Annotated in this window: 22 protein-coding genes and 4 tRNA genes; 15 read left to right on the top strand and 11 right to left on the bottom strand. The window is 38.9% G+C overall.

All coding sequences use genetic code 11. The features are described 5' to 3' along the window. Positions 1–85 precede the first annotated feature (85 nt). From FTV32_RS06805 to FTV32_RS17745, 3 genes are all read left to right on the top strand, one after another. Positions 86–1,129, top strand: coding sequence for a hypothetical protein (locus tag FTV32_RS06805; RefSeq protein WP_035265182.1), 1,044 nt, complete (start codon positions 86–88; stop codon positions 1,127–1,129). Between the two features lie 87 nt (positions 1,130–1,216). Continuing rightward, on the top strand, positions 1,217–1,804 hold the full coding sequence (gene rrtA / locus FTV32_RS06810) for a rhombosortase (RefSeq protein ID WP_035265184.1): 588 nt from the start codon (positions 1,217–1,219) through the stop codon (positions 1,802–1,804). A gap of 1,173 nt (positions 1,805–2,977) precedes the next feature. Beyond that, positions 2,978–4,363 (top strand): TRAP transporter large permease subunit, encoded by a 1,386-nt coding sequence (locus tag FTV32_RS17745; RefSeq protein WP_373683318.1) that lies wholly within the window; start codon positions 2,978–2,980, stop codon positions 4,361–4,363. A gap of 94 nt (positions 4,364–4,457) precedes the next feature. On the opposite strand, the gene FTV32_RS06820 is transcribed toward FTV32_RS17745, so the two are convergent. The 3 genes from FTV32_RS06820 to rnr all read right to left on the bottom strand — a co-directional run bounded on the left by FTV32_RS06820 (position 4,458) and on the right by rnr (position 9,358). Further along, a complete protein-coding gene (locus tag FTV32_RS06820; RefSeq protein ID WP_171076743.1) occupies positions 4,458–4,667 on the bottom strand; it encodes a YheV family putative zinc ribbon protein in 210 nt (69 codons plus the stop codon). Positions 4,668–4,707: 40 nt separating this feature from the next. After that, positions 4,708–6,747 (bottom strand): M3 family metallopeptidase, encoded by a 2,040-nt coding sequence (locus tag FTV32_RS06825; protein ID WP_180028259.1) that lies wholly within the window; start codon positions 6,745–6,747, stop codon positions 4,708–4,710. Positions 6,748–6,919: 172 nt separating this feature from the next. After that, on the bottom strand, positions 6,920–9,358 hold the full coding sequence (gene rnr, locus FTV32_RS06830) for a ribonuclease R (RefSeq protein WP_180028268.1): 2,439 nt from the start codon (positions 9,356–9,358) through the stop codon (positions 6,920–6,922). 262 nt (positions 9,359–9,620) lie between these two features. Between rnr and FTV32_RS06835 the strand changes: the two genes are divergently transcribed. The 4 genes from FTV32_RS06835 to FTV32_RS06850 all read left to right on the top strand — a co-directional run bounded on the left by FTV32_RS06835 (position 9,621) and on the right by FTV32_RS06850 (position 10,361). Continuing rightward, a tRNA-Ser gene (locus tag FTV32_RS06835) sits at positions 9,621–9,711 on the top strand. Positions 9,712–9,727: 16 nt separating this feature from the next. Then, positions 9,728–9,804: transfer RNA gene (locus tag FTV32_RS06840), tRNA-Arg, on the top strand. Positions 9,805–9,847: 43 nt separating this feature from the next. Next, a tRNA-Arg gene (locus FTV32_RS06845) sits at positions 9,848–9,924 on the top strand. Between the two features lie 360 nt (positions 9,925–10,284). Further along, positions 10,285–10,361: transfer RNA gene (locus tag FTV32_RS06850), tRNA-Arg, on the top strand. A 74-nt stretch (positions 10,362–10,435) separates the two neighbouring features. Here the strand turns inward: FTV32_RS06850 and FTV32_RS06855 are convergent. After that, positions 10,436–11,743, bottom strand: a complete 1,308-nt coding sequence (locus FTV32_RS06855) for a hypothetical protein (protein WP_035265191.1) — start codon at positions 11,741–11,743, stop codon at positions 10,436–10,438. A 171-nt stretch (positions 11,744–11,914) separates the two neighbouring features. On the opposite strand from FTV32_RS06855, the gene FTV32_RS06860 reads away from it, so the two are divergent. Together FTV32_RS06860 and FTV32_RS06865 are read left to right on the top strand one after the other, a co-directional pair. Continuing rightward, positions 11,915–12,418 carry a YcxB family protein gene (locus FTV32_RS06860; protein ID WP_035265193.1) on the top strand — a complete coding sequence of 168 codons (504 nt, stop codon included), beginning with the start codon at positions 11,915–11,917 and terminating at the stop codon, positions 12,416–12,418. A 45-nt stretch (positions 12,419–12,463) separates the two neighbouring features. After that, a complete protein-coding gene (locus FTV32_RS06865; protein ID WP_035265196.1) occupies positions 12,464–13,102 on the top strand; it encodes a fumarylacetoacetate hydrolase family protein in 639 nt (212 codons plus the stop codon). A gap of 51 nt (positions 13,103–13,153) precedes the next feature. Here FTV32_RS06865 and FTV32_RS06870 read toward each other — a convergent pair whose 3' ends face one another. Beyond that, positions 13,154–13,957, bottom strand: coding sequence for a helix-turn-helix domain-containing protein (locus FTV32_RS06870; protein ID WP_179999289.1), 804 nt, complete (start codon positions 13,955–13,957; stop codon positions 13,154–13,156). A 102-nt stretch (positions 13,958–14,059) separates the two neighbouring features. Here FTV32_RS06870 and FTV32_RS06875 point away from each other — a divergent pair, with 102 nt between their 5' ends. Both FTV32_RS06875 and yddG read left to right on the top strand, forming a co-directional pair. Beyond that, positions 14,060–15,001, top strand: a complete 942-nt coding sequence (locus tag FTV32_RS06875) for a DMT family transporter (RefSeq protein ID WP_180028260.1) — start codon at positions 14,060–14,062, stop codon at positions 14,999–15,001. Continuing rightward, the gene (gene yddG / locus FTV32_RS06880; RefSeq protein ID WP_218947379.1) at positions 14,998–15,885 is read left to right on the top strand and encodes an aromatic amino acid DMT transporter YddG; all 888 of its coding nucleotides are present in this window, start codon (positions 14,998–15,000) and stop codon (positions 15,883–15,885) included. The genes FTV32_RS06875 and yddG overlap by 4 nt, the downstream gene beginning before the upstream one ends. 38 nt (positions 15,886–15,923) lie before the next feature. Here the strand turns inward: yddG and FTV32_RS06885 are convergent, their stop codons facing one another. Next, entirely contained in the window at positions 15,924–17,168 is a 1,245-nt protein-coding gene (locus FTV32_RS06885; RefSeq protein ID WP_035265206.1) for a YihY family inner membrane protein, read from the bottom strand. Positions 17,169–17,282: 114 nt separating this feature from the next. On the opposite strand from FTV32_RS06885, the gene wrbA reads away from it, so the two are divergent. Then, positions 17,283–17,879 (top strand): NAD(P)H:quinone oxidoreductase, encoded by a 597-nt coding sequence (gene wrbA, locus FTV32_RS06890; protein ID WP_035265209.1) that lies wholly within the window; start codon positions 17,283–17,285, stop codon positions 17,877–17,879. A 50-nt stretch (positions 17,880–17,929) separates the two neighbouring features. Here wrbA and FTV32_RS06895 read toward each other — a convergent pair whose 3' ends face one another. Further along, positions 17,930–18,304, bottom strand: a complete 375-nt coding sequence (locus FTV32_RS06895) for a hypothetical protein (protein WP_035265212.1) — start codon at positions 18,302–18,304, stop codon at positions 17,930–17,932. A gap of 270 nt (positions 18,305–18,574) precedes the next feature. On the opposite strand from FTV32_RS06895, the gene FTV32_RS06900 reads away from it, so the two are divergent. From FTV32_RS06900 to FTV32_RS06910, 3 genes are all read left to right on the top strand, one after another. Beyond that, positions 18,575–19,555, top strand: a complete 981-nt coding sequence (locus tag FTV32_RS06900) for an aliphatic sulfonate ABC transporter substrate-binding protein (protein ID WP_035265241.1) — start codon at positions 18,575–18,577, stop codon at positions 19,553–19,555. A gap of 115 nt (positions 19,556–19,670) precedes the next feature. Beyond that, positions 19,671–20,720 (top strand): isopenicillin N synthase family oxygenase, encoded by a 1,050-nt coding sequence (locus FTV32_RS06905; protein WP_180028261.1) that lies wholly within the window; start codon positions 19,671–19,673, stop codon positions 20,718–20,720. After that, complete coding sequence (locus tag FTV32_RS06910) at positions 20,717–21,571, top strand: MetQ/NlpA family ABC transporter substrate-binding protein (protein ID WP_180028262.1); 855 nt, start codon at positions 20,717–20,719, stop codon at positions 21,569–21,571. The genes FTV32_RS06905 and FTV32_RS06910 overlap by 4 nt, the downstream gene beginning before the upstream one ends. A 37-nt stretch (positions 21,572–21,608) precedes the next feature. Here the strand turns inward: FTV32_RS06910 and FTV32_RS06915 are convergent, their stop codons facing one another. The 4 genes from FTV32_RS06915 to FTV32_RS06930 all read right to left on the bottom strand — a co-directional run bounded on the left by FTV32_RS06915 (position 21,609) and on the right by FTV32_RS06930 (position 24,354). Then, the gene (locus tag FTV32_RS06915; protein WP_035265221.1) at positions 21,609–22,184 is read right to left on the bottom strand and encodes a xanthine phosphoribosyltransferase; all 576 of its coding nucleotides are present in this window, start codon (positions 22,182–22,184) and stop codon (positions 21,609–21,611) included. A gap of 82 nt (positions 22,185–22,266) precedes the next feature. Beyond that, positions 22,267–22,980, bottom strand: coding sequence for a DUF3108 domain-containing protein (locus tag FTV32_RS06920; protein WP_035265223.1), 714 nt, complete (start codon positions 22,978–22,980; stop codon positions 22,267–22,269). A gap of 141 nt (positions 22,981–23,121) precedes the next feature. Beyond that, positions 23,122–23,802 (bottom strand): hypothetical protein, encoded by a 681-nt coding sequence (locus FTV32_RS06925; protein ID WP_035265225.1) that lies wholly within the window; start codon positions 23,800–23,802, stop codon positions 23,122–23,124. Between the two features lie 258 nt (positions 23,803–24,060). Then, complete coding sequence (locus FTV32_RS06930) at positions 24,061–24,354, bottom strand: antibiotic biosynthesis monooxygenase (protein WP_180028263.1); 294 nt, start codon at positions 24,352–24,354, stop codon at positions 24,061–24,063. Positions 24,355–24,384: the final 30 nt, after the last annotated feature.

Raw genomic sequence — 24,384 nt, forward strand, 5'->3', positions numbered from 1 at the left:
TGCATTGCTGCACTTTTATTCAGCGATTGCATCTGATATTTTAAATCGCAAGGATGACAAAATTATAAAATTGAGGACAGGAAGTATGTCTAAATTAAAGACTCAAGGTCTTTTCACGGCAATTGCGGTTGTAGCAGCTACAACTTTATCTGGATGTTCATACGTAATCAAAACTGGTGCGAATGCATCACTTGCGTTTAGTGAAAAACACATCTTACCGCCAGTACTCTCAATGGGTGATGTGGATATGGTGTGTAATCAGGGCACAGCTTTGACTCCTGTGATTATGGCGACTAAAGATATGGGTGCTGATCCGACCCGTATGGCAGTTCTTTTATATTCAGCTTCAGGGATGTGCGCAGAAAATCGTGCCTTAGATGCAGAATTAAGATACCTAAGAGCATCAAAAGCAGGTCAAGTGACAGAAGCACAAGATGCGCGTATTGAACAAAAGCGCTGGGCTGCTGTTGCTGCCGAACGTCAATATACGGGTTATCAATTGTTTGCGGAGCGTTGGCAGTCTAAATATAAATATAATTTAGGTGACTCATGTCCAACTATGCGTCGTAATCTTGACCAAACAGTATATCTGTTAGGTATGTTAAGTGGCTTACAAGCGATGACCAATGATATTGCTTCTGGTGGTCAAGTGCATGTTCCTAAAGATATCGCAGCAATTGTTGAACGTGGCATGGTCTGCCTCGATAACAACAAGTTCTGGGGCGTACCGAATGCTACTCGAGCAGTGATTTGGACATTATTACCTGGAGCTGATGCAGGCAAACCAGATCCATACCAAACGCTTAAACAATCTATGCAAATTGGTGAGCAAAAAGGAGTACGCTTATCGCATGCCTTGTATGCTGTTGCAGCACAAGCCAGTGGTGACGATGCAAAAATACGTGATGCATTACGTTCTTATGCCGCTTCACGTGCTGAAGAAGTTCCTGTAAATCCAGAGTTTAAGTTATTGGATAATATGGCAGGACAAATGATACAAGCGATCTCAGACCGTTATTGGACGGAGAATACAGGTGTACGAACTGAAGCTGATGGAATGTCGAGCTTCTGGGATGATCAAGCGACCAATGAAGCCGATGATCTTTTCGAGAACACATTAGGCGAATAAGATTTTTTTAATTTTGTTCAAAATTAAAAAATGGAGTTATTCAAGAAAAAGAGCTTTTAAGCTCTTTTTCTTTTAGGAATACGAAAGATGAAAGATACTATCCTGATTCGAAAAATACTGTTTATTGCATGCTGTATCAGTATTTCCGCTAGTCTGCAGATTTTTCAGGAGTATTTTTTCTATTGGCGTCCTGTATTGGATGAAGAAATTTGGCGAGTATGGACAGCTCACTATGTACATGTGGGATGGATACACTATGCATTGAATATGGTGGGTTTAGCCTGTCTGCCTTTCATCTTCCCATATGTCAAAATTAGGTACATGTTGTACTTGTTGATCGCACTCCCGCCATTAGTTAGTTTAAGTTTTTATTATGTTTATCCTCACGTTGAAGCTTATGCAGGTCTATCAGGGGTACTACATGGTATGTATATGGCTTTGGCAGTTTATTTTTTAAAATTTGAAAAAGAACGTAAATTCTCGCTGCTTGTATTAGCTTTAATCACGGGCAAAATTTTGTGGGAAAATATCTTTGGTTCTCTCGATACTGCGCAAATGATTGGTAGCCCAGTATTGGTTGAAGCACATTTAACAGGTGCAATATGGGGGGCATTACTCAGCATGCTCTTTTTAATTTATCAGCACATCTCCGTGAAGGACACACACATCTCTTAATTCCTCTGATACTTAATTATCACTTATTTTAATGTGTGATCAGATTCAAATCTTTTGCATTTATTTTTTTAAGGTCATATTTGTTTAAAAAAAGAAATACAGTATGGTATAGCCTACTGATTTAGTTGGTTTTTATCTCGCTCTTAAGAGGTGAATTGATGAAAATTGGCATAAATTTAAAAAAAATGGAAAAGTCAGTCATTCTTTTTTAAAAAAAAATCAGTCAGATTCATGTGATAAAAGAGGTAAGGAAATTAGGTAAAGGATTTTGCCTAAGCCCGAATTAGAAAAGATGAGCTGTACAGGCAATGTATAGCAGTATTAAATAATGGAATAACAATGCAAGAGCCTTCTAAAAAGAGATCTGGGTTAGGTCTACTTAGTTATATATGGACTGAGTGGATATCTGCGTTTACGATTTTGCTTCTACTGTTACTGACGCTCATCATCGGGACAGGAGAAATGATTCACGGGCAGATGTTACGTTTAGGTGAAAGTCTATACGGTGACGAAAAAATTGGTATGCAATATTCATTCTTGCGTGCTGAACCTGAAAAGCCAGTCTGTGATCGAAATCCAAATATTGACCTTCTGGTTCAAAACCAAATGCAAGCCAATGCAAAGGATGAATTTGCAGATATCTTTGGTACAACATCTGAAGAAGATGTTCGTGCCTCTGTGTTGGCTGGTCAACAGTTATGTGAAGAAAAATATGCCTTCTACGATAAGTCAATTCAGTATTTAGAAGATAACCCTTCAATACGAACTTACCGAACCATGGAAACAACTTTCTTTGGTATTTTCCAATTTGGTACGGAAAATAAGGCAGTTCTATTGATTATCATGGTGGTACTTGCAGCGATCACTGCAACACTTAAAATCCACCACATTGGTCTACGCGGTCCAAGTTCTGTTTTAGATTATCGGGTTTACGCTGTCGCAATGATACTTGCGAACAGTTTCTTAACCAGTTCAGCGATCAGTCAGTATAGATCTGTATTGAACTCTGGTGTTCCGCCAACCAGTGAGATGACAATCATCTACTGGTTATGGATAATCTTGTTCAGTACACTGACATTAATTAGTTTGTACCAATTGTTCCGTGTACCAGAAAATGCGAAGCCAGGTGGTACGATTGGCATGGCATTATTGTCAGTCCCACTTTATGCCTATATGGCGATCACAACAGGATTTAACTTTACCTTTGTGATGGACTATCCAATGGGTCAAGGGATTTATTTAGGGCAGCTGGTTGAGTTCTCTACTATTTTCCTTAATTTATCACTGTTCATTTGGGCAGGTATGCTGTTAAAGCAGACATTAATTGTTGATAAATTCCTAAATATTTTACGTCCATGGAATCTAGCGCCTGAAACGCTTACCTGGTTAATCTTACTTGCTGCTGCATTACCTACAGCTTATACAGGTGCATCAGGTATTTTTGTAATCGCTGCAGGTGCGATCATTTATAAAGAAGTTTGGAATGCGGGCGGACGCCGTCAATTCGCTTTGGCTACAGCAGCGATGTCGGGTTCGCTTGGTGTGGTACTCCGTCCATGTCTATTGATTGTTGTTGTTGCATCACTGAACAAAGAAGTAACAACTGATTTATTATACCAATATGGTATCGGTGTTTTCCTCATCACTTCGACACTGTTCCTATTAATTTCACTGTTCTTTGCTGAGCAAAAATTCCGTATTGCAGCGCCATCAGTTGCATTCCCGAATTCCGCTAAGGCATTAGTGGCAGTAGTTCCTTATGTGATCGTGTTCCTGATCGTGTGGTCATTCTACAAGTATGCATTAAATACCAATTTGAATGAGTTCACTGCACCAGTCATGATGCCAATCATTTTACTTGTCATGGTGCTTTATGAAAAATTACGTCATGAACCAGCACCACTCGCACCAGTAGGACATTGGGATACGACATTAAGCCATACTTCGGTTGAACAAGAAGCAGCTAAGGCGCGAGTGTCAGCATCTGAAATTGCAGCGCAAGATAGTCCAGACAATCCTGCGCGTAAAGTGAGTTTCTGGAAGTCAATTCATGTATCTGCAAGTGAAACAGTCGGACATATCGGGGCGCTTGTGATCTTAATGGCATTGTCTGTCAGCGTTGGTGGATACTTAGAGCGTATCGAGTTGATGGAACACTTCCCAACGGATATTGAAAATATCTATATCGTGATTACCTTGATCGTATGTCTCATGGTATTTGTCGGTATGATTATGGATCCGTTTGGTGCTGTCATCTTAATTTCAGCAACAGTTGCGCCTGTCGCCTACGCTTATGGTATTGATCCTGTTCACTTCTGGATGATTGCTTTAATTGGTTTCGAATTGGGTTATGTATCACCACCAGTTGCACTCAATCACTTGCTCGCAAGGCAGTCGATTGGCGATGAAGAGGTGGCTGCTGCCGATGCAGAAGTGAAAGATAAAACGTTCTACTACAAATACGAACGTTGGATTCTACCTCTGATTGTGATGATTCCAGCAATGTTGATTATCGCCTATGTGCCTTATATCTTTAAGTTATTTGGTTGGTATCAATAATTAAATAAAATAAGCACCTTCGGGTGCTTATTTTTTGATGAATTTACAACAAAGCCAGCTCCATCGAGCTGGCTTTGTTGATTTTTAAAACATCTTAATTTCTTGGGCGCGGCTTAAATTGAATAACACCAATTTCGTCTGCAACCTCAGGCATTTGAGGTTCATCTATATGTGTCGGACGATTTTCAGAATAGTTACATTCAATACATTCGATCCATTCTGAATCACCTGAAGTGAGCATGACAATACGATCCATAGCTTCACATTTCGGACATTTTGCACCTGCAATGAAACGACGTTTGATCGACATAATGACACTCACCTTCAAAAATTAGTAACGTAGTTTAAGCAGTTTTAGTGTCATTCGTCCAACCTTGATGGCGTAATAATGCATCAATTTTAGGCTCACGACCTCTAAATTTAACAAAGGCATCAAGCGCTGTATCTTTACCGCCTACAGCAAGCACTGCTTTGCGGAAAGCAAGCCCAGTCTCTTGGTTGAAGATGCCTTCTTGTTCAAAGCGATCGAATGCATCACTTGCCAAAACTTCAGCCCATTTGTAAGAGTAATAGCCTGCGGCATACCCCCCTGCAAAAATATGGCTAAAACTGTTTTGGAATCGGTTGTATGGTGCTGTAGGGAGCACAGCATATTGTTCACGAATTTCGTTTAGAGTGTGTTGAATAGCTATTGCATCTAAAGCAGGAGATTGTTTATGTATATTCAAATCAAACATGGCAAACTCAAGCTGTCGAAGGGTTTGCATGCCTGATTGGAAAAATCTCGCATCCAAAAGAGACTTAAGGAGTTCTTCAGGTAACGGTGTTTTGGTTTCAATGTGTTGGCTGATTAAAGCCAAGCTTTCATTATCCCAAGTCCAGAATTCCATAAACTGACTTGGCAGCTCGACGGCATCCCAAGCGACACCATATGTGCCTGCTACAGAGATATGATCTACTTCTGTGAGCATATGATGCAGACCATGTCCAAACTCATGGAAAAGAGTAACGACTTCATCATGTGTCAAAAGCGCAGGTTGTTGACCAATCGGTGGTGTAAAATTACCGACCATGTAACAAATCGGTTTCTGCATGCCATTGTTGGTTTGCATACGTGAGCGGAATCCGCTCATCCATGCTCCACCACGTTTCCCACTTCTAGCGTACAAGTCAAAATAGAATCCACCTATAACACTGCCTTGATCTTCAAGCTCATAATATCGTGCATCTGGATGCCATACTGGTGCTTCACGTTCAATGACTTGAATACCATATAAACGCTCCACAATTTTAAATAAACCTTGAACGACGACAGGGGTAGGGAAGTATGGCTTAAGTGCTTCCTGAGACAGATTAAACTGTTGAACTTTGAGTTTTTCCGAGAAATACGTCGTGTCCCAAGGTTGTAGTTCATCTACACCATGAGATTGAGCAATTGCTTTTAATGCCTCAATTTCTTGTAGGGCAGGTTTACGAGCATGTTCTGCCAACTCAATCAGGAATTGATCTACAGCTTCAACACTTGGAGCCATCTTACTTGCCAGTGAATATGCTGCATAATGATCAAAACCTAAAAGTTGAGCCATTTCTTGGCGCAATTTGAGAATTTCTTCCATCACCGCAGTATTGTCATATTCAGGGTGATCTGACTGATCCGACGCTCGCGTGGTATATGCTTTATATAAGGCTTCGCGAAGCTCTCGATTATCTGCGTAAGTCATGATCGCAAGATAAGAAGGGAAATCCAATGTCGCCACGGCTTGATCGAGTTCACGTTGTTGACCGTATTGCTTTAGCAGTTCGATACTGCTCGCAGGTAAACCAGCAAGTTCATCTTCAGTTAATGGTTTGAAATATGATTGTGTGGCATCAAGAACGTGGTTAGAAAAATCTGAAGAAAGCTGCGATAAACGAGCTGATATTTCTGCGTAGCGTTTTTTTGCTTCGCCTTCTAGAGCCACGCCTGAGAGTTTAAAGTCTCTAAGTGCAAGTTTAATCGCACTCTGTTGAGCTTCTGGTAAATCCGAAAAAATAGGTGCATCATGCACATATTGGTAGGTTTGATAGAGCGCAGTATGTTGCCCTAATTGTGTGTAGTATTCACTTAAGCTAGGTAAAAGAGACTGATAAATCTCGCGGGTTTCAGGATTGTTCATCACAGCATTTAAGTGAGACAAAATACCCCAAGATTCGCTCATTTGGTTTTCTAATTGATCGATTTGATCGAGCACATTTAATTGTAATTGTACCGTGTCTGGGACTTTCTCGAGTTGGTTTATAAAGTGTTGACCATTTTGAATCGCTTGTTCAATCTGTGCTTTAAGTTGATCAAGTGTAATTTGAGAAAAATCGGGTACAGGCAAAGTTGCCTTTTCTAAAGTCATTCAAGGACCTAATTGATTCATTTACTTCATTTAGATGTAGGGGTTTATGGACTTTAAATCAAGTGATACATTCAATTATTTACGTAAGTGCTAAATAAAGAATCGGTGCACTTGATTATAAATTAAAAAAATAAAGCTTAAAAAAAAGAGCGCCGTAGCGCTCTTTAAAGATTTAGTCTAATTTAGCTTTCGCATTCGACTTTTTCTTTTTTACTTTAGCTTTCTTTTTCGCTTTGTCTTTTACTTTTCCATCAGATTTTTTGTCTGATTTTTTAGTATAAGAGCTTGGTTTTGCCTTGGACTTTTTCTTACGAACAGGGCGTTCACCGCTTTCATCTTTATCTTTTAGGAGTTCGACAGGCTCATTCAACATGCGATTTAACGCTTCTTGCTTGGTGACCGGGTTTTCCTTCACGACACGTGGTGCTCGACTACGAATAGCGCGACCTGCATGGCTGAGTTGTTGAATCAATTCAAAATCAATCTTACGTTCTTCTAAATTGACACCTGCAACCTTGATGCGTACTTCATCACCCAAACCGAAGGTCTGACCACGATTTTGCCCAACTAAACTTTGACTCGCTTGATCGAAGACAAAGAAGTCATCGCCAAGCTGGCTTACATGGACCATACCATCGACATATAAATCTTTTAAAGTGACAAATAGACCAAACTCAGCCGTAGCACTAATGACGCCAACAAACTCTTCACCAAGATGCTGTTGCATATAATGGCATTTTAACCAAGTGGTCACTGAGCGAGAAGCTTCATCAGCTCGACGTTCTGTTGCCGAGAAATGATTACCGGCTTCTTCTAGTGCGCCACCTGAGACTGGTGCAGGTTTATTTTTGAGGTGTGCTTTGATAGCACGATGTAATAATAAATCTGGATAACGACGAATTGGAGAGGTGAAATGAGTGTATGCCTCATACGCCAAACCATAGTGACCAGCGTTATTTGGCCCATAATAAGCTTGCATCATGGAGCGAAGAAGCACAGCATGAATACTTGGCGCATCAATACGGTCTTTAGTGGCTTCAATGACCGCTTGGTAGTCCGCTTGCGTAGGTTGATCAGGGAATTTCAAACCTAATAACTTAACAAAGTCGCGAACTTTTTGAATGCGTGAGAATTCAGGTGGCTCATGCACACGATACAACATTGGAATTTCGTGTTTTAAAGCAAATTCAGCAGCAGCGACATTGGCTAACAACATACATTCTTCAATGAGTTTATGAGCATCGTTACGTGATCTTGGTAGAATTTCTTTAATTCCACCAAGTTCATCAAAGGTCATGTACGTTTCAACGGTTTCAAATTCCATTGCATGGCGTTCTGCACGTAAACCTTTTAATACTTGGTAAAGTTGGAATAATGTATTCAGTGATTTACGCACTGTACGATCTTCAGGTACAGCTTGACTATCACCTTCAAAATATTTTGCAACTTGGTCATAGGTGAGTCGTGCTTTAGAGTGCATCACCGACGGATAGAATTCAAATTTTGTGACTTTACCTGCGCGACTTAAATTCAAATCACAGACCATACATAGACGATCGACATTTGGATTGAGTGAGCATAAGCCATTTGAAAGTGCTTCAGGCAACATCGGTAAGACAAAGTGAGGGAAGTACACAGACGTACCGCGTTCTTGTGCTTCATCATCTAAAGGTTTACCAATACGAACATAATGACTGACATCTGCAATCGCAACCACGACACGATAGCCGCCACCAGGACGTTTTTCTGCATAGACAGCATCGTCGAAGTCACGTGCATCTTCACCGTCAATTGTGACTAAGGGTAAATCTCTTAAATCAATGCGTCCTTGACGATCTCGTGCTGTCGGTTCTTTAAAACTTTCAGCTTCTTGAACTACTGCTTCTGGAAATTCGTAAGGTAAACCATATTCTAAAATGGTTTGAGGAATAATAATTTCAGTATCAGATTTGTCGGCCATAGATTGAATAATATGGCCTGTAGCAAACTCTTCACGATTTGGAAAATCATCAATTTCAACTCGAAGAGAATCACCAACTTTAGCTTTCGCATGCGCAATGAGTTCTTTTTCTAAGGTAATCGGTTGATGCGCATTTGGATTTGCTGGTTGAATGAAGTATTCACCTTCATATTCTGCGAGTTTCCCAATGATTTGTTTGACGCGTCGTTGGGTAATTTCAGTAATGAAACCCCATGGTTTACCTTTACGGTCAACAGAGGTCTGTTGAACTTTAACTCGGTCACCATGGAAGACTTGACGTAATTCACGCTCAGGTAACAAATATTCTTCTTTCTTACCATCTATACTCGCAACCCCTAAACCTTTGCTATTGATATAGATGGTCGCATCATGAACAGGTTGATCTGCCATAAGCTGGAACTTATAACCTTCTTTCGTCAATTGACCATCACGAACCATCGCACTTAAACGGTGACTAAGTGCTTCAATACTTTTTTGATCCGCAATTTCGAAGTGTTCCACAAGGTCTGCATGAGACAATGCTTTTTTCTTATTCTCAATCGTTTCTAGAATCAGAACACGGCTTGGAATAGGATTATCGTAACGTTCAGCTTCCGCTTTGGCTTCAGGGTCGACCCAATTTTTCATAATGTCTTTGGCTTCATATCAGAAGATAAGTTTAGCATAAGACATGATAAGAAATACTGCACGTAAATGATTGCAATAAAGTGTTTTTAGTTCATAAATTATAAAAGAGATGCAGAATAGACAGTATTAAAGTGAAATTAATGCAGATTAAAGGTAAAAAACCTGAAAATTGTTTAAAAAATATATGATTGAACAAAAAACATAGAATTTTTTAAATTCTCACTTGAAGAGTAGGGACGAAGTTTGTATTATGGCGTCTCGTTACGGTGAGGTGGATGAGTGGCTGAAATCACTTCCCTGCTAAGGAAGCATACCTATTACTGGTATCGAGGGTTCGAATCCCTCTCTCACCGCCAACGATAAACTTGAAATGCGCTCATAGCTCAGCTGGATAGAGCACTTGGCTACGAACTAAGGGGTCGGGAGTTCGAATCTCTCTGAGCGCACCAATCAAGTTAATCGATGTAACGAAGTCGTAAGACACTCAAGTACGCGCTCATAGCTCAGCTGGATAGAGCACTTGGCTACGAACTAAGGGGTCGGGAGTTCGAATCTCTCTGAGCGCACCAACTTGATCATCTCTAAGATGTAAAAAAGAGAAGAAACCGCTTAATTGCGGTTTTTTTGTTTCTAGAATGAAGTGATGCTATAAATCATCATATTTTATTAGCTACTTAAGAAAGAAATAAATTTTAAAATTTCTACACATATTATTTTTAATTAATAGATATTAGCTCTTATAAAAACATCATCAATCCAACTCAGGATTGTTTGGAATTTGGATTGATCTTGTTGACCATCTCTTAAATTGTTGATTATCTAGCCATAATTTACATTTGCGTATAAATACTGTTCGCTTGATTTAAATTTTATTAAAAAGTACTTAACAAATAATAATATTCATATATAATGCTCTCCATCAAGACGTCGCGCTCATAGCTCAGCTGGATAGAGCACTTGGCTACGAACTAAGGGGTCGGGAGTTCGAATCTCTCTGAGCGCACCAACTTGATCATCTCTAAGATGTAAAAAAGAGAAGAAACCGCTTAATTGCGGTTTTTTTGTGTCTATTTTTTTATCTTATTTCTTCTGCTCTTCGTTTTTGACTTTCAATGCAAAGACGACATTCGCCCCAACTGTAGGAAGCACATCATGATAAGGCAAGCTCCGTGCTGCACGAATCAGGAACGGTGCTTTTTCATCTATTTTTCCAGCATTCGTCATTTTCAATAAAGTACCTTGTTGAAACTTATCAAATTGCATTTTTCCTTTAATGTATTTCAGATCACCGCCTTGAGCATAAAAACTATTCTGATTCGACTGAGGAAAGCTAAAATTTAGTTTAAATCGGAATGGAATTTGAATAACTCCTAACCCGAGTTCAACTTTAAAATCTGCCAATTGTGTTTGGTCTTTTAGGGTTTCGATATCAATAGATTTGAGTTGGCGGGGAAACAACTTTTTATAATGTACAGGCTGTGTCCATTTTTGTAATTGTTGCACTGGTTGTGAATAATACTGATACGTCGTCACAAAACGCATTGATTCGGCACCGTGTTGATAAGGCACAGTTGTCGGTGTATGGACAAAACTTACAGGGTGTTCGGTGATACGACTGATTTGTGCGATTTTGGCTAATTGACTTGTCGTTAATTGGTCGGATGGAAATTGCCCTGGTTTGAGCGCACTCGAAGAAGGCGCTGTTAATTTTTTTCGAATTGATTCAAGTAAAAATGCATGTGTACCACTTGGAATTCCCATTTTTGCTTCAGGCACTGCATTCAGAACTTTGCTAAATAGAAAACCTTTAGGTTGGTTTAAATCTCCCCATTGCGTTAGGGTTAGAAGGGTATGATTCTGATCCAATTTGAACCATTCAAATTTGCCTAGACCATAAGGAACAGGTGCATCCACAATCAAGCTCGAAATACTATTGGCTTCAATATGATGCTGAAACACTATGGTCTCATTAAAGTTGAGCACTGGTATTGGTGTTGGAATGGAAATTTTATATTGAACCTGAGTGATATTTTTTTCTTGATTTAATATTTTAGCTGACTTCAATGTTGGGAACAAACCAACAAAATTTTCAAACTGTGAAAGCGTTTTGGCGACCTTTTCTTCATTAACAGGCAATACGATGGCAGATGATGTGAACTTCACATTTGGATTGGGTTGTTTTTTGCGTGTCGGAATAGATGTTTGGGTATTTGTGTGCGCATAGATGAGAATCTGATCTTTTGCGATGCTGGCGAGTTCGGTACTATTATTTTGAAATGGTTTTAACGCACTGGGTATATTTTCTTTCCATTCAATAATCGCACTGTACGACAAGCTAGGTACAAAAATAAGGCTTAAGCACAATGCTCGATAGTTAAAGTATTTCATTTTCATCCTGAACTATGAATTTAGACTTTTTATTTTGTGTCATTGTAAATCGTGTGATGCTTTCATCAATAGTGCGATGATGTAATCAACAGTATTCATTAAAACGACAATTCGATTTCAGGTAAAGTGGTGTAATATCTTTGCTTAAGAAAATCGATTGTTGAATCCCCTATGTCTGATACTCAACCAGTTTTATCTGTCCGTTACTTCTTAAATTTACAAGAGTCTCAGGATGGTTTTGCATTAGCTACTTTTGGCAAAAAACAATTTACGCGTTTTTTAACGCCACTTGTCAGTATTGCGATCGTGATTTGGGGGCTTTATCTTGGATTAGAGGGTGTAGGGCGCTATTACGTGGCTTTAGGCACGTTCTTTATCTTTTTACAAATCGTTATGCGTTACTGGTTCTTACCTATGATGTTCAAGCGTCAGTTTGAAAAATATCAATTTGGTAAGACTGAGCAAGGTATCGATTTGTTTCAAAACTCTGCCGAGCTTTTTTCAAGTGGTCGTCCTAAACAAGCATTTGCCTACAGTGAAGTACAAAAATTTGTAGTGGGTAAATTGACCTATATGCTTGAACTCAAAAATCATACAGTGGTCATTATTCCAAAACGTGCATTTGAGTCTGATGTAGATAGAACACTGTTTGAAAATACATTCCAAAAACGTTAAGTTTTGATGAGTTCATTACTCAAACTATAAATAAGAGAGATTTTCATGAGTGCAGTTCCATCAAAAATTGTATGTGTCGGTCGCAGTTATGCTGCGCATGCTCAAGAATTAGGTAATGCGATTCCTGATCAACCTGTCTTATTTATCAAGCCGCCGAGTAGCTTGGTGTCCTTAGCAGAAGGGATTGATTGGAATCGTGCATTGGGACAGTGTCATCATGAATGTGAACTTTCATTACGAATAGATCGACCGCTCAAAAACGTTACGGATCCTCAAGAGGCATTAGCAGCAGTAGGTGCAGTCACCCTTGGTTTGGATTTGACTTTAAGAGATCAACAAGATCAGCTTAAAAAGAAAGGACAACCTTGGGAACGTGCGAAAGCATTTGATGGATCTTGTATTTTGGCAGATTGGATTTCGCTTGATCAGGTCCCAGCATTAGATCAAGTCCAGTTTAAGCTCGAAATTAATGATCAACTTAGGCAACATGGTGATACGGGTTTACTGATTTTTAAATTAGGAGCGCTTTTGGCAGAAATCAGTCAAAACTTTAGCTTAATGCCTGGTGATGTTGTCATGACGGGTACGCCTGCAGGTGTAGGACCATTAGAATCGGGTGATCAGCTCAAAATGACTTTGACTGGCTTAAATGAAGATTTTGTGTGGACTACGCAAGTGCATTAATGATGCATCAAGCTCAATTAAAAAGGATGTTGGTTCATCCTTTTTTTATGGCTAGAGATTGTCTGAATTGATGTTTTTACGAAACTGTTGGGGCGTGATGTGCATCCAGCGTTTAAACATATTGATAAAGGCTGAGGCGTTGGCATAGCCCAAATCTAGAGCAATATGTTCAACAGTTTTATTTTCAGACAATAAGCTTAATGCTCGTGTAATTTTAAAGCGTTGACGCCATTCATTGAGCGACATCGAAATTTCAGCTTCACATAGGCGAGATAAAGTGCGCTCACTCATATTCACCATTTGAGCATAATCTCTCAGTGGACGCTGATCACTGAGATGCTCATGGATGTAGGTAAATATCGTTTGTAATGCAGGATGATCAGAATGGGGCAAGTAGCTTTTGAGCAGGGGTGAGCTTTTTAATTGATCCAGTAAAACCATTAAAAGTCGTTGATATTCGGGTTGATCATGTTTGAAATATGTTTTTCTGAGTTCATTGAGTAGCGCCGTTACTAAGGGGGAGCTCAGTAAAATACCTGCTTGTTTAGGCAGTGCATCACACAGGCTTTCATGCACGTATAAGGTGGCATGAGAAACAGCTGTGAGATTAATACTGCTGTGATGCAGATGCGGCGGTAGCCAAATTCCGTAGGGCGGAGGTGTTAAATATTGATTTTGATCAATATGAACTTCCATTACACCATCAAATGCATAGATAAATTCGCCCCATGCATGACCATGTTTAGGATATTCAGAATGGGCTGGATCATTACGGAATGTTAACCAAAGATTCTCTTGGATATGATCATAATTATCTAACTGAACGAATGGTTCATGTGGATGGCGTTTTGGCATATTAAATTGCCTGAATAAATGTATTTGTTGTCTGTTTTGAATTATATATTCTAATTCAGTCAGCAGTATAGTGACGACTTGTTTGTGTGAAGAGTGCCACTCATGGGTGAGCGAAGAGGTCTTGACCTTCAGGCGTCAAGCTTAATGACCGTATTGTGTTTAGTCTGGGGTTTACAGCAAATTGTCTTGAAAATCGCCGCAACTGATATTAGTCCTCTGATGCAAATCGCATTGAGCTGTGGTTTGGCAACCTTGCTTGTCGTTCCATTATTGTATCGACAACGAGTGCAACAACTGTTCCATTACCGTTATGTTGTTCCTGGAATTTGGTTAGCCTTTTTATTTTCTGCAGAATTTTATTTGGTTGCTGAGGCACTCAGGTACACCAGTGCTGCGCACACTGTTGTTCTGCTCTATACCGCGCCTATTTTTGTGGCTTTAGGCTTACATTGGAAAGTCAAAGCTGAAAAATTGAATCACTTGCAGTGGTTTGGTATTTTGTTCGCATTTTTTGGCATCGCTTATACTTTTTTAGTGCGTGATCAAGCTCAAAGTCAACTCAACCATATTTTATGGGGAGATTTTCTTGCTCTAATGGCAGGGATGATGTGGGCATTGACTACGATTTCTTTAAAATTTTCAACGCTTTCAGAGGCACCGCCTACTCAAACATTATTTTATCAATTGCTAGGGGGCTTTATTTTTTTATTACCTTTAGCTTTTTGGACTGGACAAGCAGATGTACGCTGGTCACAACTGGCGTTTCTGAGCTTAACATTTCATGCGGTTGTCATGTCTTTTTTAAGTTTGCTGCTATGGTTTTGGTTGTTACGAACTTATTTAGCAAATGGCTTAGGTGTGTTTTCGTTTTTGACTCCCATGTTCGGCATGTTGTTTGGTGTCTGGCTGTTAGATGAGGAGATCGAAACGAGTTTCTTGGTCGGATCTTGTATGGTTCTTGCAGGGATTATGATTGTGTCTTTGCACCGCTATTTGAGAATTTATCTTGATCGAATCAGCGCAAGAATTGGAGCATTCCATTGAATCAGTACACATGGCTAGGATTAAGCTCAATTTTGATTTGGGCCTCGTTGGTTGCGGTAGTGAAGCTTGTAACTGAATCATTAAGTCCGGTACAGGCGGTGGCGCTGATCTATAGTTTTAGTGCATTGTTCATGTTATGGAAGAATGGTTTTCCCAAGCTTTCACTCATGCCTAAAAAATACCTATTGGGCTGTGGTGCTCTTTTTGTTGGCTATGAGATCCTGTTTTTAATTTCGATTGCACTCTCAACGCATCGAGAACAGGTATTAATCATTGCAATGATTAATTATCTTTGGCCTCCTTTGCTGATTGTATTTTCGATTCTTGCACGGCAATTGAGCGCGAATATTTGGGTGATTGCTGGCTTTGCATGTGCCATTCTTGGGTTAATGATGGTTGTTAATCCAGATATTCTCGAGCCGAAACGGATATTGGTGGCCGTGCTTGAAAATCCATTGGCGTACTCATTTGCTTTTATTGGCGCGGTGCTATGGCCTTTGTACAGTATATTTACCAAGAAATATGCAGAAGGTCATAATGCTGTTCCGTTTCTTTTTCTAATGACTGCAGTTGGGTTGTGGGCTGTACATTTTGTGATGCGAGAACTCTTTGTTGAGCTGAATTTGATGACATGGCTGATGGTTGTAGTCATTGGCAGCTTAATTGGCTTGGCTTACAGCAATTGGAACCAAAGCATGCAATATGGACATCTCAAAATTTTAATTTTGGCAACGTATTTTATGCCCATTTTTTCAAGTCTGATGTCGATGCTGATTCTAGATGTGCAACCTCTAATAAGCTTTTGGATCGGTTGTGTCTTAGTGACCTTAGGCGCACTTATTTGTTGGCAATCTACACGTCCATATAATCCATCTATGCAATAAGAAAAAGACCTATAGAGGTCTTTTCTTATTGCAATAGTTTATTTTTCTTCAAGTATGGTCGATAGCGGTACGGAGAGCTTCGCAGCCAGATAATCATCAGCTTCAATCAGTGCAGGACCAATACGGTTCATCCATACGTCATCTTCATGGATTTGTCCGATATCATTTTTATCAGGCAGCGTATAAGGTAATGATTTATAAAATGACCAAAAATCAAGATGATCTAAATTTCTAACCAAAACATATTCATTATTATCTGTACGTTTAATAATATTCTGCTGTTCCAATAGATTGACATATTTAGGCCAGCGGCCAATTTCACCGCGTCCTAAAATATCAAGTGCCTCCAGATCAGTTACGGTTTTACCTTGTTTTTGTTTTTTATAGAATAACTCAAGCATATCTAGAAGCATGAGAATTGGATGGCGCGTTTCAGTTTTACCTGTATGAAATGCTGTGAGAGCATAACTTATCTCAACACCAAGCAGTACGATGTTCCAAGATAGATAAATCCACAACAGGAAAATTGGAACCGCTGCAAAAGCACCGTAAACCAATTGATAACTGGTAAAGTTAGTCATCACGAAGCCGAATAAATTTTTCAGTAACTCGAAGGTAACAGCACTAAAAATCGCAGCAATCATGGCTGCTTTTATTGGAACAGAGCGGTTTGGAATTGTCCAATACAATGCAAAAAAACCAAAGGCGGTGAGTGCAAATGAGATGACCCATAAAATAAACGTGCCATTCAATTCATAACCTGCAAAATTATTGCTTAAGATGTTCATAGACGCTAAAGTCGATGAAATCACAAAAGCCGAACCCAGCAGGATAGGTCCCAGTGAAATGATGGTCCAATAGCGCATAAAACCAATAATGCCATTACGCGTTTCTGTCACACGCCAAATACGATTGAATGCTGTCTCAATGCTAGTGAGCATCATTACTGTGGTAAAGAATAAAAACAGCACACCAATAATGGTTAAGTTGCTCGAATTGTCAGTAAATGCATTCAATGCTTTGTCAAACGCGATACTGGTTTTAGGCAGAAAATTACTGTAGATCAATTGTTGTAATTGTTGCCGAGCAGGTTCTAATGCTTTAATCGATGAAATGATAACCAAGAATACGGTCAACATCGGCACGACAGCGAAAAGTGTGGTGTAAGTTAAAGAGCCTGCTTGCTCACGACAATTGTTAGTTTCAAAGCGTCGTAGTACAAACAAAATAAACTGAAACCATGTTTTATTGTAGAAAGGTAACTTTTTTAAGATTTCCGCCATAAATAGTGAGTCTCGAGTATTTTTTAGTTAAAATTCTGTACGTTCGTTGCACAGCTTAACCAAATTTTAAAAAAAATACCGTATAGTTTTCTTTTTTCATTGGATGATCTTTTTATGCAAGCATATGTTCTAGTTTTGTATTACAGCAAATATGGTTCAACCAAGGAAATGGCACATTTAATTGCTCAAGGAATTGAATCTACTGGAATGCTTGCGAAAATTAGAACAGTTCCACAGTTGGCAACAGTGGTGACCGAAGCAGCACCAAGTATTCCAGAGGAGGGCGATATTTATGCGACTTTGGATGATCTTCAACATTGTTCGGGACTTGCATTAGGATCACCCACTCGATTTGGCAATATGGCATCAGAAATGAAATATTTTTGGGACCAAACAACGAGCTTATGGCTCAATGGTGCATTGCATAATAAACCTGCTTGTGTGTTTGGTTCATCGGGGTCTATGCACGGCGGGCAGGAAAGTACATTACTGACCATGTTGCCACCTTTGTTTCATCATGGAATGCTGATTTTAGGTTTAACCAATGCCAATCCAGCTTTATCAAATACAAAATCAGGTGGGACACCTTATGGTGCTACACATGTCAGTGGTCCTAGACACGATCAATCTCTAAGCCAAGATGAAAAATCACTATGTATCGAGCAAGGGAAACGATTAGGTGAAGTGGCGTTGCAAATGTTAAAGAAATAATTTTAAAGATTATTTTATCAGGCATAAAAAAGTGAGCTTCTCGCTCACTTTTATTTTGAAATATGTTTTTGTTCAAACCGGTGTTTGCACTTTTTGCATTGGTAATCGAGGAAAACATTCTTATCGACGATTTCACCCGCTTTTTTTCCAAAACGATGACCTAAAAAGCCACCAGTCACACCCACACTGATTGCACCAACAAAAGTGCCTATTGTGCCACCCATGATTACACCTAAAGGGCCCGCAACAGCACCAATGGAAGCACCAATAGAAGCACCTGATGCAGCACCACCCACAGTACCCGCAGTCGTACCCGCTGCGGAAAGAAGAACACCACCTGTTTTTTGCAGTAATTGTTCATGGTTGCGTTTTTCAATATCAGTTGAACCGCATTTTGGGCAGTGTATTTCTAAGTTTTCAGTCATTTAGGATTGCTCTAATCTATACATCCATTTATTTCAAAGATTCTAGCATTGCACTTAAAGTTGCAACATGGCCGAATGTAGAAAAACTGTAATGCCAGATAAAATAAAAAATTGATTTGAAAATAGATTAATCTAATTTTTAAGGATAAAACCATATTTTATGAGAGGATGGCTTAGATCTTGAACTGAATAACTAAGCGCAAATAGTGATTTAATTTTTTTCGAAGTTTGGCTTATTTTTTTATTCCAATCAAAAAAATTACCAAGACAATGAAAAAATTATTTGTACTAAGCACCATTGTGACATTGAGTTTTAGCCTCATTGCATGCTCAAAAGAAAAGCCTACTGAGCTTAAGGGGCAAGATGAATCAAAAGAAAAGTTAACAACCTTGAATATTGGCTATCAAAAAGCGGCGCTTAAATTCATCGTTGCAAAACAAAATAAAACTTTTGAGCAAGCATTTCCCGGTGTGAAAATTCAATGGAAAGAGTTTCCGGCAGGTCCTCAAACACTAGAAGCATTAAATGTCGGTGCTATTGATGTGGGGTATACAGGGGATACACCTGTAATTTTCGCACTTTCTGCAGGTAAACCAATTCAATATTTAGCTTATGAAAATGGATCTAAAAACTCACATAGCTTGCTCTTACCCAAAGACAGCACGATTCAAAGCTTAAAGGATCTAAAAGGTAAGCGCATTGGTGTTACACAAGGTTCAAGTGCGCATTACTTTCTCTCACAAATATTAGATCAAGCTCAATTGAGCTGGTCTGATATTCAACCCGTCTGGTTAACGCCTGCAGATGCACGAGCTGCTATTGATAAAAAATCACTCGATGCTTGGGCGATTTGGGATCCTTATGCAAGTGCTGCTTCGCTTAAAGGTGATACACGTGTTCTTATTGATTCAAAAGCTTTGCCATTAGCGTATAGCTTCTATTTGTCTTCTCCAAAATTTTTAAAACAACATCGGGTTGAAGCCCAAAAATTTGTGCAAACATTAAATCAAGTAGATGATTGGATCAATCAACACCCAGATCAAGCCGCAAAAATTTTGGCGCAAAGTACAAGCTTGGATGAAAATATTACTAAACTGGTTTTAGAAAAAAGAAATATTCCTGCTTATGCCAAACTGGTCGATACAGATACAGTTAAGGCGCAACAAAAAATTGCAGATTTATTTTATCAGCTCAAACTCATTCCGAATGCCGTGTCTTTAAAAGATCATGTGTGGACTGGGCAAGATTAAGTGATTGAACGCGAATCATATTTTTATAGCAGCATAAGTATCCAGTTTAAATGATTTCAAAAGCATTCATCTTTCAGTCATTAATACAATGAAGTATTAGAAAGATGAGTGCATCATGAATCAACCATTACAACAAAGCTTAACCGCACTTCCAATTCTAAATTTAAGTCAATTTGATCAATCATCAACGCAAGCAGATTTTCTGCAACGACTTGCACATATCGCCAAGGATATTGGTTTTTTTTATTTGACAGGTCATGGCATTTCAGCTGAAAAAATTTTGGAGATTCAGCGTATTACTCGACAGTTTTTTTCGCTGCCACAAGAACAAAAAGATGAAATCGCTATGATTCATTCCCCGCATTTTCGAGGGTATAGTCGAGTAAATGCCGAAGTTACACGTCTGCAACCTGATTTTAGAGAACAAATAGACATTGGTTTTGAGCTGGCAGCATTAGAACCTGAAACTGGACCGACATGGAGACGTTTACAGGGACCAAATCAGTGGCCTTCGAATTGGCCTGAGTTTCAACGCGTAGTCACCGCATGGCAACGAGATCTCAGACAAGTTGCAATTAAATTATTAAAAGCCTTGTTGCTTTCATTGGGGCAGCAGGACACAGCACTTGATCAATTGATTACAGGCAGTCCACATGAACTACTCAAGCTGATTCATTATCCCCCAATTGATCAAATGAATCATCAGGGTGTAGGGCCTCATAAAGACTCCAATATTTTAACTTTACTTTTACAAGACCAGATCGGAGGACTTCAGGTCTTAAGTCAAGGCAAATGGATTGAAGTACCATTTGTTGAATACGCATTTGTCGTCAATATCGGTGAGGTTTTAGAGCTTGCCACAAATGGATATTTGATTGCGAATCAACATCGAGTCATATCTCCAACCAATGCAGAACGGTACTCGGTTGCTTATTTTCTTTCTCCAAATTTATTTGCTGGTGAAATTCCGCTTTTAAATCTTGCAGATAATTTAAAAGCGCTTGCACAAGGACCAGAGACAGATCCGCTGAATCCTTTACTGAGAAATGTAGGAGAAAACTGTATCAAAGGTCGACTTAGATCTCATCTAGACGTTACAGAAAAATATTATCCAGCGCAATTTAAACAACTCAAACAATCAACAACAATATCGAGTAAATCATGAAGTCAAAATACGCCCAATTTTTATTTATTATTTTTGCAATTCTCATTATCAGTGCATGTAGTGCTCAACCTAAACCTCAAAAAACAAAGCAAACACAACAAACAATCGTGATCGGATCACATGGATCGGATGTTGATATTTGGAGACATATCGCGGATTCTGATCACGCGAAAACAGCAAAAGTTGACATTGAGGTGAAAGAAATTAATGACGGTGTGGCTTTGAATCAAGCTTTGCTCGATGGTGAAATTGATGTAAATGCATTTCAATCTTGGGCGTATTTCAAAGAATTTAATGACTTGAATCATCTGAAGCTTGCTGTCTTGGCGACCACTTATTTAGAGCCTATGGGTTTATATTCTCAAAACTACAAGTCATTAATTGCTTTGCCTGATCGGGCCTTAATTGCAATTCCAAATGATGTGGCGAATACAGCACGTGCATTAAGGTTATTAGAGCGTGCTCAGCTAATTATACTTAAGCCTGATTTTAATACGATTTCTGGAACTCTTGAAAGTATCCAGTCAAATCCGAAATCACTTCAATTTAAATTGGTCAAAGGTGCACAACTCCCACGTGTCTTGTCTGAGGTGGATTTAGCCGCAATTGGAAATACTATTGCTCTGGAAAGTGGACTAAATGTAATAACAAATGCGATATTTAAAGAAGAGGTCACTGATAAAGCTTTAGAAAATGTCAATATACTGGTAGTGCGTAAAGACCGATTGAATGATCCAAAATTTCAAAAACTTTCAAATCTTTACCATCAGCCTTACGTTGAGGATTATATTCAAAAGCATTTTGGTGGTACAAAATTGGGCATTCAACTAGATCCTGCCACATTAAAATAAAAAAAGCGCCGTTAGGCGCTTTTTTTAATGTTCAACATTATTCTTGAACAAAAGTCACTGTCCCATTTGCAAGTGATTCAACACGAGCAAGTGACTCAACGCGGTAACCTTTTTCAAGTAAAAGATCACGGCCAGGTTGGAACGACTTTTCAATCACGATACCAATCCCGACAACCTCAGCTTCAGCTTGGTGAATCAAATCAGCTAAACCTAAAGCTGCTTGTCCATTCGCAAGAAAGTCATCGATCACAAGAACCTTATCTGTTGCTGCAATGTGCTTCTTAGAAATAGCAATTGTGCTTTCTACTTGCTTTGTAAAAGAGAATACTTTTGAACGATATAAATCATCTTTTAAAGTTAAAGATTGATACTTACGTGCAAAAATTACCGGTACACCAAGTTCCAAGCCAGCCATCACAGCAGGTGCGATACCTGAAGCTTCAATTGTGATGATTTTGGTGATGCCTGCATCTTTGAATAGACGAGCAAATTCTTGACCAATTTGTTGCATCATCACTGGGTCGATTTGGTGGTTTAGAAAAGAATCAACTTTTAAAACCTGATCAGATAGAACGATACCTTCGTTTAAGATTTTCTGTTCTAGTGCGTACACGGGAGAATCCTCTAGGGCAGGTGCCTTTTTAAGCAAAGACGTATTTTAAAAAGCATCTGCAAAAAAGCAAGTAAAAAATGCCTTAATTTTGTGGACCGTTATACCCTGTCAGTAAGAGCCCGTATGAAGATTTCTTATCTTGGTGTGTGACTTTCACTGGTAGATAGTCCAATTTCGGAGACAGCCAAAAAATCGTTTCACGACCTGGTTTATCATGTTTCATCACCACCTTGATGGTATCAAACGTGCCGTACTTGGTTTCCACTTTTTCAGTGCCTTGTTTGACGAATCGACGTGATTCAACTTCTTTAGCATCTGCAATCCAATATTGCGATTTTAAACCGTTATTTTTGAGGTCTTCACGAATTTGCAATTCTGCATTTAACTCATCCAGTACACCAGATTTCCATGCAAATGAGCGTTGCTCTTTATCTTTGGTGGTGTTAATGGTTTTGGCACTCGGATTAAATTTAATGCTCATTGTATTGTTATGAACTAAAATTTTACTGGTGCGACTGAAATTGGATGATTGAATTTGATTATTGTTGAATGTGAAGTTACTGGTTTCAGTCGCTGAAGCAATACCACCTGCTTTAGCTGCAAAAACGTAATTCCATGTGTTACCTGATTTTTTCAAGGTTCGTGTTGCTGACCCCAAGTTTTTACCATTGTATGCAAACTGATAAGAGGCTTGGAAGGGCGTCATGGCAAGCGCTTGACTTGAATAGCCTGTGAAAAGCACGGCTGTACCTACACTTGCAATCACACTCAAAGTTTTAAACGATTTAAATGCCATAAATATTTTCCTTTACCTTCGTATCGAAGGATCACTTGAAGTTTTATTATCTCTGATAAATAAGGAGAAATAATCAATAATCACAGTGAAAATGTATTTTTCTGTAGCTTAAGCTTTATGACGAGATTAGAACTTTGCGCTCTAGTCGTCCTTTTGTTTAATTGGTGTAATGTGATCACTTTCCACTTCATCAGATTTCGATTTGAATCGATCAGTATTCATTTTGCTAAATAAAGCCATCAAATTTACATTACCAATCACCACCAATTCTGTTTCACGAAGTTCTGCATGGTTGACGTGTACTTTGCCCAATGTTTCGATGATCGAGCGATTTTTTCCGAGCCACTGATTTAAATCGAGATGTAAGAGATCGTCTTTGACTTTAATGACATTAAACCGCTCTAAAATCATGCCAAGTGGATCTTTACGAAGAATTTTTTGATAGAAAAATAGGGCAGAGCGGAATGCAATTTTCATCCAAAAGGTTTGAAATTTTGCTTCAATGACTTCGGTTTCACTAATTTGTTCAAATACAATCAGTTGTACATCTTTATTCAATTCCATTTGAATGAGCTTTAAATCTACAGAGAGAATGGTATAAAGCCCTTTCACCTTCAAAGTGGCATAGAGTCGAAGCCAATCGTCATGTAAATCCGCATGTAAATCTTCAAGGATACTGACATTGTCGGTCACAAAGCGCTTGAAAGTCGCATTTAAAAAAACTTGAGAGACAGGAAATTCACGTTCTTCTTCAATAAATCCTTCAGCCTTTTGATAGACTTTACGGAATTTGTTCGCGATATTTGAAATAATCGTTGGCATAAGTGAAGTTCCATTACCTCTAAATCTTGTGAGATGTCAGCTAGTGTATATCTTGTAGGTGATTACTGCCGAAGGATAACAGTTTATCCAATTGCGATGTAATGTTTACAAAGACGTTTATTATGGTTTTGATGGTCAGGCGTTATTTAAGTTTAATCTATTGGTTTCGCATGACTTTATCTTATTTTATCTGAAGAACTTGCTCAATATTTAACTCATTTGTCTAAAATATGTCATCAATATAAAGATCAACTCGATTTATTCAGATTGATAAGCCCGCTGAATCTGACAGACCTCAATCGAATACGTGTCATACCATGATAGGCGACCTTTTTGTTGGGCATAAAGATGTTGGGTGTCTTGATGCCAAGCTTGAATATCTTCTAACCGACTCCAATAAGAAAGACTGACTTCATTATCCTTCTCTTGATAGCTTTCAAACTTTGTACAATGGTAATCATGCATCGCTTTATGCCGCATTTGGCTAGCCAATATTACATATTCATCATCAATATTTTTTATTTTAGCTTTGAAGATGACAACGAAGTTCATTTTTGAATACTCATTTATTATTTTAATTTG

The sequence above is a fragment of the Acinetobacter sp. YH16032 genome, from assembly GCF_013417345.1.
GTDB lineage: Bacteria > Pseudomonadota > Gammaproteobacteria > Pseudomonadales > Moraxellaceae > Acinetobacter.

Excerpts from the sequence above, each read along its gene's own strand:
- FTV32_RS06805 (WP_035265182.1), top strand. The coding sequence starts at position 86 with ATGTCTAAATTAAAGACTCAAGGTCTTTTCACGGCAATTGCGGTTGTA.
- rrtA (WP_035265184.1), top strand. The coding sequence starts at position 1,217 with ATGAAAGATACTATCCTGATTCGAAAAATACTGTTTATTGCATGCTGT.
- FTV32_RS17745 (WP_373683318.1), top strand. The coding sequence starts at position 2,978 with ATGGCGATCACAACAGGATTTAACTTTACCTTTGTGATGGACTATCCA.
- FTV32_RS06825 (WP_180028259.1), bottom strand. The coding sequence starts at position 6,747 with ATGACTTTAGAAAAGGCAACTTTGCCTGTACCCGATTTTTCTCAAATT.
- FTV32_RS06855 (WP_035265191.1), bottom strand. The coding sequence starts at position 11,743 with ATGAAATACTTTAACTATCGAGCATTGTGCTTAAGCCTTATTTTTGTA.
- FTV32_RS06860 (WP_035265193.1), top strand. The coding sequence starts at position 11,915 with ATGTCTGATACTCAACCAGTTTTATCTGTCCGTTACTTCTTAAATTTA.
- FTV32_RS06865 (WP_035265196.1), top strand. The coding sequence starts at position 12,464 with ATGAGTGCAGTTCCATCAAAAATTGTATGTGTCGGTCGCAGTTATGCT.
- FTV32_RS06870 (WP_179999289.1), bottom strand. The coding sequence starts at position 13,957 with ATGCCAAAACGCCATCCACATGAACCATTCGTTCAGTTAGATAATTAT.
- FTV32_RS06875 (WP_180028260.1), top strand. The coding sequence starts at position 14,060 with ATGGGTGAGCGAAGAGGTCTTGACCTTCAGGCGTCAAGCTTAATGACC.
- FTV32_RS06885 (WP_035265206.1), bottom strand. The coding sequence starts at position 17,168 with ATGGCGGAAATCTTAAAAAAGTTACCTTTCTACAATAAAACATGGTTT.
- wrbA (WP_035265209.1), top strand. The coding sequence starts at position 17,283 with ATGCAAGCATATGTTCTAGTTTTGTATTACAGCAAATATGGTTCAACC.
- FTV32_RS06895 (WP_035265212.1), bottom strand. The coding sequence starts at position 18,304 with ATGACTGAAAACTTAGAAATACACTGCCCAAAATGCGGTTCAACTGAT.
- FTV32_RS06900 (WP_035265241.1), top strand. The coding sequence starts at position 18,575 with ATGAAAAAATTATTTGTACTAAGCACCATTGTGACATTGAGTTTTAGC.
- FTV32_RS06905 (WP_180028261.1), top strand. The coding sequence starts at position 19,671 with ATGAATCAACCATTACAACAAAGCTTAACCGCACTTCCAATTCTAAAT.
- FTV32_RS06910 (WP_180028262.1), top strand. The coding sequence starts at position 20,717 with ATGAAGTCAAAATACGCCCAATTTTTATTTATTATTTTTGCAATTCTC.
- FTV32_RS06920 (WP_035265223.1), bottom strand. The coding sequence starts at position 22,980 with ATGGCATTTAAATCGTTTAAAACTTTGAGTGTGATTGCAAGTGTAGGT.
- FTV32_RS06925 (WP_035265225.1), bottom strand. The coding sequence starts at position 23,802 with ATGCCAACGATTATTTCAAATATCGCGAACAAATTCCGTAAAGTCTAT.
- FTV32_RS06930 (WP_180028263.1), bottom strand. The coding sequence starts at position 24,354 with ATGAACTTCGTTGTCATCTTCAAAGCTAAAATAAAAAATATTGATGAT.